Origin of the sequence: Tardiphaga sp., assembly GCF_025356345.1 — a bacterium.
GTDB lineage: Bacteria > Pseudomonadota > Alphaproteobacteria > Rhizobiales > Xanthobacteraceae > Tardiphaga.
On sequence record NZ_JANXTC010000032.1, the window covers coordinates 1 to 4,959 of the forward strand.

The window sequence follows — 4,959 nt, forward strand, 5'->3', positions numbered from 1 at the left end:
ATCGAAACCACCGGCCTGATGCCGCCCGCGGAAGTCATCGAGATCGGCTGCGTCGACGTGGTGGTCGAGGATGGCGTGACCCGGATTGAGGCGCCGCGCGCGCAACTGTTCCGGCCGCTGCACGGCATTTCGCCGGAGACGATGGCCGTGCATCACATCACCGAACAGGACTTTTCCGACGCCACGCCGGCCTGCACCGACGAATTGCTGCTGGCCGTGATCACCGAAGACGCGGCGCCGGACGTGCTGGTGGCGCATAATTGCGAGTTCGAGCGGCGCTTCATTTCTGATGCCGCCTGCGGCCACTTGCCCTGGCTCTGCACCCACAAGGTGGCGCTGCGGGTATGGCCGGAGGCGCCACGTCATTCCAACCAGGTGCTGCGCTACTGGCGCGGGCTGGTGCTCGACGCCGCGCTCGCCATGCCGCCGCACCGCGCCGGCCCGGATGCCTGGGTTACCGCGCATCTGCTCGCCGACATGCTGCAGAGCGCGTCTACCGAGGAAATGGTGGAATGGACCACCAAGCCGGGCAAGCTGCCGACCATGACCTTCGGCAAGCACAAGGGCAGCAAGTGGCCGGACGTGCCGACCGACTATCTGCAATGGATGACGCGGCAGAAGGACATGAATTCCGACGCGCTGTTCTCCGCCAATGAAGAAATCGCCCGCCGCAGCATGATCTGATCGCCGCGTATTCTGACGATTGCTCCGCCGCGGCCATCGCCAGGCGGGGCCTTCCCTTTGCGTCGCCTCGTCATCATATGCTCGGTATTCGAACCAAGGAGTATTCTGTGGTTAAAGCCGTCTGGAATGGAACGACCATCGCCGAGTCCAATCGCACCGCAATGGTCGAGGGCAATCATTATTTTCCGCTGGAAGATGTCCATCAGGAGTTTCTGACCGCCAGCACGCACAAGACGACCTGCCCCTGGAAGGGCACCGCCGGCTATTACAGCCTGAGCGTCGATGGTGAACAGAATCGGGACGCGGCGTGGTTCTATGCCGAGCCGAAGCCGGCGGCCAAGGAGATTGCCGGCAAGGTCGCGTTCTGGAAGGGCGTCAAGATCGAGGCCTGATGCGCGGTTCGCCGCGCGCCGCGGCCGTCAGATTGCCGGCGCGGCGAGCCGGGCGGCGATTTCCTCGCGCGTGTGCCGCAGCAGCGCCTGGGTCAGGCGTTGCTGCATGCGTGCGGCGGGCACGATGGCGGATACCGTGATCTGGGTGTGCGGCTTGAACGGGACCGTCGTGAGGCGGCCGTAGCGCTTCGACGACGCCGTCAGTTGGTCCATGATGGTCACACCCAGCCCTTCTTCGACGAAATAGCCGGCAACGTTCATGAAGCGCACGTCGATCGCAGGCGCATAGTCGACGGCGCTGCGCCGGAACGCTTCGCGCACCAGATGGCTGATGCGGCTGCTGTTGCCGGCATTGATCAGTGGCGTGTCGCGCAGGTCGGTCGGGGTGACGAAGCTCAGTTGCGCCAGCGGACTGTCCGCATGACAGGCACAGACCATGTCGAGCTGCGCCAGCGGCAGGTAAGTCAGCGTGTGGCGCGGATGCGGCTCCATCGCGAAACCGACGTCGACGATGCCGACCTCGACATATTCCAGCAGGCTGTCGAGCCGCACCGTCTCCAGCGAAATCTCGACGCCCGCATGATCCCGGCTGAACCGGGCTACCACCTGCGGCAATAGCGATTCCGACAATTCGGAGGTGGCGACGATCCGCATCCGGCCCTTGCGGCCGGTGCGCAGATGCGCCGCGGTCTGGCTGATCAGGTCCTGCATCAGGAATAGCGGCTCGGCCTCCTTGAGCAGGATCTGCGCCTCCTGGGTCGGGACCAGCCGCTTGTTGACGCGATCGAACAGCAGGAAACCCAGCGCCGACTCGGCGTTCTTGATGGCGTTGCTGACGGCCGGCTGCGACATGCCGAGATCCCGCGCCGCCCCGACCGTCGACCTTGCCCGCATGACGGCGCGCAGGATTTCGAGCTGTCGGAGATTCATGAGCTTGATCCTGCCATCTGCCGAAAACGCCGTGGTCGCCCGCAGATGATAGATTTTGGTTATCAACTTGTCCTTCAAAATAATTGAACCGGATATTGCTCGCCGGGATACCGCCGCTAGTTTGATCAAACGTCGTGCCAATCGAAAGTCTGCCTAGAAGGCGGGCATGGCTGCGGCCATGGACGGTGTCTCGATGGACCTGCTGCGCGGCGTCAAAATCCTGAGCTTCAACCATTATCTCGCCGGACCGCTGGCGGCGCAGACGCTGGGCGATCTCGGCGCCGACGTGATTGCCATCGAGTCGATCGAAGGCGCGTTCCAGCGCCACTGGGCCGTCGCCGACCAGTTTGTCGCCGGGCAAAGCGTCAACCACCTCGGCACCGGGCGCAACAAGCGCAGCCTGGCCGTCGACCTCAAGCATCCGGATGGGGTCGCCGCGGTGAAGCGGCTCGCCGCGACCGCCGATGTGGTGATGGAGAATTTTCGCCCGGGCACGATGGCCAAACTCGGCCTCGGTTATGAGGATCTCAAAGCCATCAATCCCGGCCTGATCTATGCGGTGGCCACCGGCTTCGGCACCAGCGGCCCCTACCGGGATCGGCCGGGTCAGGACCTGCTGCTGCAGGCGATGTCCGGCCTGGCGATGCGCACCGGCCGCGCCGACGGGCCGCCGACGGCGGTGGGCGCCGTGATCGTCGACCAGCATGCCGCGTCGCTGTATGCGATGGCCATTCTCGCCGCCCTGTTTGCCAAGGCCAGGACCGGCGAGGGCCGGCTGGTGGAAGTCAATCTGCTGGAGGCGGCGATCGACCTGCAGACCGAACCCTTCACCGCCTGGCTAAACGGCGCGCCGTCGCCGACGCCGCGGGCGCCGGCGGGCATCGCCACCTGGTGCAGCGCCGGCCCCTATGGCGTTCACGCCACGGCCGATGGTCACATCGCGATCTCGATGGCATCGCCGAGCGCGCTGGCCGCCGCCATGAAGATCGTCGAACTCGAGGCGTTTGGCGACAACGAAAGCTTTTCGCGGCGCGAGGACATTACAAAACTCGTCACCGAGCGGCTGCGCCAGCACACCACTGCGGAATGGCTGCCGATGCTGGACGCCGGCCGCATCTGGCACGCGCCGGTGCAGGATTACGCGGATGTGCAGGCCGATCCGCAGATCCAGCATCTCGGCACGTTCAGGACCGTCGACAGCGCCCAGGGCGCGCCGGTGACCTTGGTCATGCATCCCGCCCGCTACAATGGCGAGTCCGTCGAGATCCGGCTGATGCCGCAGCAACTGGGCGCGCAGACCCGCGAAGTGCTGGCCGAGGCCGGATATGACGCCGCCGAAATCGAGGCGCTGATCGCCGCCAAGGCCGTCGGCGCGCTGCGATGACCGCCTCCGCTGCGATCAGCCCGCGAACTGGAAAAGATGCATGATCGATTTTTCACTGCCCGATGACACCCGCCTGCTGGTCGATACCGTCCGCCGCTTCGTCGAGACCGAAGTGCGGCCGCTGGAGGACGAGGTGGAGCGGCTGGCGACGGTGCCGCCGGAAGCGTTGCGCGTCACCAAGGCGAAGGCACAGTCGCTCGGTCTGTATGCGATGAACATGCCGTCCGAGGTCGGCGGCGGCGGACTGTCCTGCGTCGAGCACTGCCTGGTCGAGGAAGAGCTGGGCAAGACCTCGGACGCCCTGATCCGTCGGGTGTTCGGACAGGTCTATCCGATGCTGATGGCCTGCAAGGGCGATCAGATCGAAAACTATCTGCTGCCGACGGTAAAGGGCGACAAGATCTGCGCCATGGCGATCACCGAGCCCGGGGCCGGCTCCGACGCGGCCTCGATCAGCACGACGGCGCAGCGCGACGGCGACGAATGGGTGCTCAACGGCACCAAACATTACATCAGCGATGGTGACATCGCCGACTACATCATCCTGATGGCGCTGACCGACAAGGACAAGCGCGCCCGCGGCGGCATCACGCTGTTTCTGGTCGACAGGAACGCGCCGGGTTTTTCGGTAGCCAGCACCCAGCCGATGATGGGCCATCGCGGCTATGGCCACGCCGAGTTGCTGTTCGACCAGTGCCGGATTCCGGCCGATGCCGTGCTCGGCGAGGTCGGCGAAGGCTTCAGGCTGATCATGAAGAGCGTGCTGAACATCCGTCTCGCGCATATCGGCGCCCGCGCCGTCGGCATGGCCTCACGGGCGCTGGAGATGATGCGGACCTATGCCGGCGAACGGCGCCAGTTCGGCCAGCCGATCGGCGATTTCCAGATGGTGCAGAAACTGATCGCCGATTCCGCCACCGAGATTTTCGGCGTCAAGATGATGGTGATGAACGCCGCCTGGGAAATCGATCAGGGTCGCGACCCGCGCGACAAGGTGTCGATGATCAAGGTCGCGGCCTCGGAGATGCAGGGGCGCGTCGTCGATCGCGCCATCCAGGTGTTCGGCGGCATGGGTTTCAGCAAGGCGCTGCCGCTGGAGCGGATGTACCGCGATGCCCGCGTCACCCGGATCTATGACGGCACCTCCGAAATCCACCGCATGCTGATCGCGCGCGGCACCATCAAGAACGGCTTGCAGCTCTAGGACGATTCATGACTTCGCTCACTCCCCTGCAGCCCGGCGCGGTGTTCTCGTTTCGCAAGACGATGACGGTGGCCGAGCAGGCGATGTTCACCGGCATCAGCGGCAATCTCGGCGGCCTCTATGTCGATGCGGTGCGCGCCAAAAAGGCCGGCGCCGCGAACATGGTCGCGTTCGAACTGGCCGTCGGCAGCCTCGCCACCACCTGCCTCGGCCAGCTCGGCGGGCCGGGGCGCCGGATCGGCGGCATCGCGCTGGACTTCGTCATGCCGGTGATCGTCGGCGATACTATCGAGGCCAAGGCGGAGATTGTCTCGGTCGATGGCAACGAGGCGGTCTGCCGCATCATTTGCACGCGCGCGCCGTCC

General features: G+C 65.2%; 6 protein-coding genes. 5 read left to right on the plus strand and 1 reads right to left on the minus strand.

All coding sequences use genetic code 11. From position 1 onward, the window contains the following. Both Q0S16_RS01475 and Q0S16_RS01480 read left to right on the plus strand, forming a co-directional pair. The coding region (locus tag Q0S16_RS01475) for an exonuclease domain-containing protein (RefSeq protein ID WP_295844227.1) at positions 1-684 on the plus strand (684 nt) is incomplete at its 5' end. Between the two features lie 107 nt (positions 685-791). After that, complete coding sequence (locus Q0S16_RS01480) at positions 792-1,076, plus strand: DUF427 domain-containing protein (protein WP_295844229.1); 285 nt, start codon at positions 792-794, stop codon at positions 1,074-1,076. A 27-nt stretch (positions 1,077-1,103) separates the two neighbouring features. On the opposite strand, the gene Q0S16_RS01485 is transcribed toward Q0S16_RS01480, so the two are convergent. Next, positions 1,104-2,006: a LysR family transcriptional regulator gene (locus Q0S16_RS01485; protein ID WP_295844234.1), complete on the minus strand. Its 903-nt coding sequence runs from the start codon at positions 2,004-2,006 to the stop codon at positions 1,104-1,106. A gap of 166 nt (positions 2,007-2,172) precedes the next feature. Between Q0S16_RS01485 and Q0S16_RS01490 the strand changes: the two genes are divergently transcribed. The 3 genes from Q0S16_RS01490 to Q0S16_RS01500 form a co-directional block, all read left to right on the plus strand. Continuing rightward, the gene (locus Q0S16_RS01490) at positions 2,173-3,390 is read left to right on the plus strand and encodes a CoA transferase (RefSeq protein WP_295844236.1); all 1,218 of its coding nucleotides are present in this window, start codon (positions 2,173-2,175) and stop codon (positions 3,388-3,390) included. Between the two features lie 40 nt (positions 3,391-3,430). Continuing rightward, a complete protein-coding gene (locus tag Q0S16_RS01495) occupies positions 3,431-4,594 on the plus strand; it encodes an acyl-CoA dehydrogenase family protein (RefSeq protein ID WP_295844238.1) in 1,164 nt (387 codons plus the stop codon). An 8-nt stretch (positions 4,595-4,602) separates the two neighbouring features. Then, positions 4,603-4,959 (plus strand): MaoC/PaaZ C-terminal domain-containing protein (locus Q0S16_RS01500; RefSeq protein ID WP_295844241.1); only part of this gene is annotated, 357 nt, incomplete at its 3' end.

Coding starts and splice junctions, on each gene's coding strand:
- Q0S16_RS01490 (WP_295844236.1), top strand. CDS start 2,173: ATGGCTGCGGCCATGGACGGTGTCTCGATGGACCTGCTGCGCGGCGTC.
- Q0S16_RS01495 (WP_295844238.1), top strand. CDS start 3,431: ATGATCGATTTTTCACTGCCCGATGACACCCGCCTGCTGGTCGATACC.
- Q0S16_RS01485 (WP_295844234.1), bottom strand. CDS start 2,006: ATGAATCTCCGACAGCTCGAAATCCTGCGCGCCGTCATGCGGGCAAGG.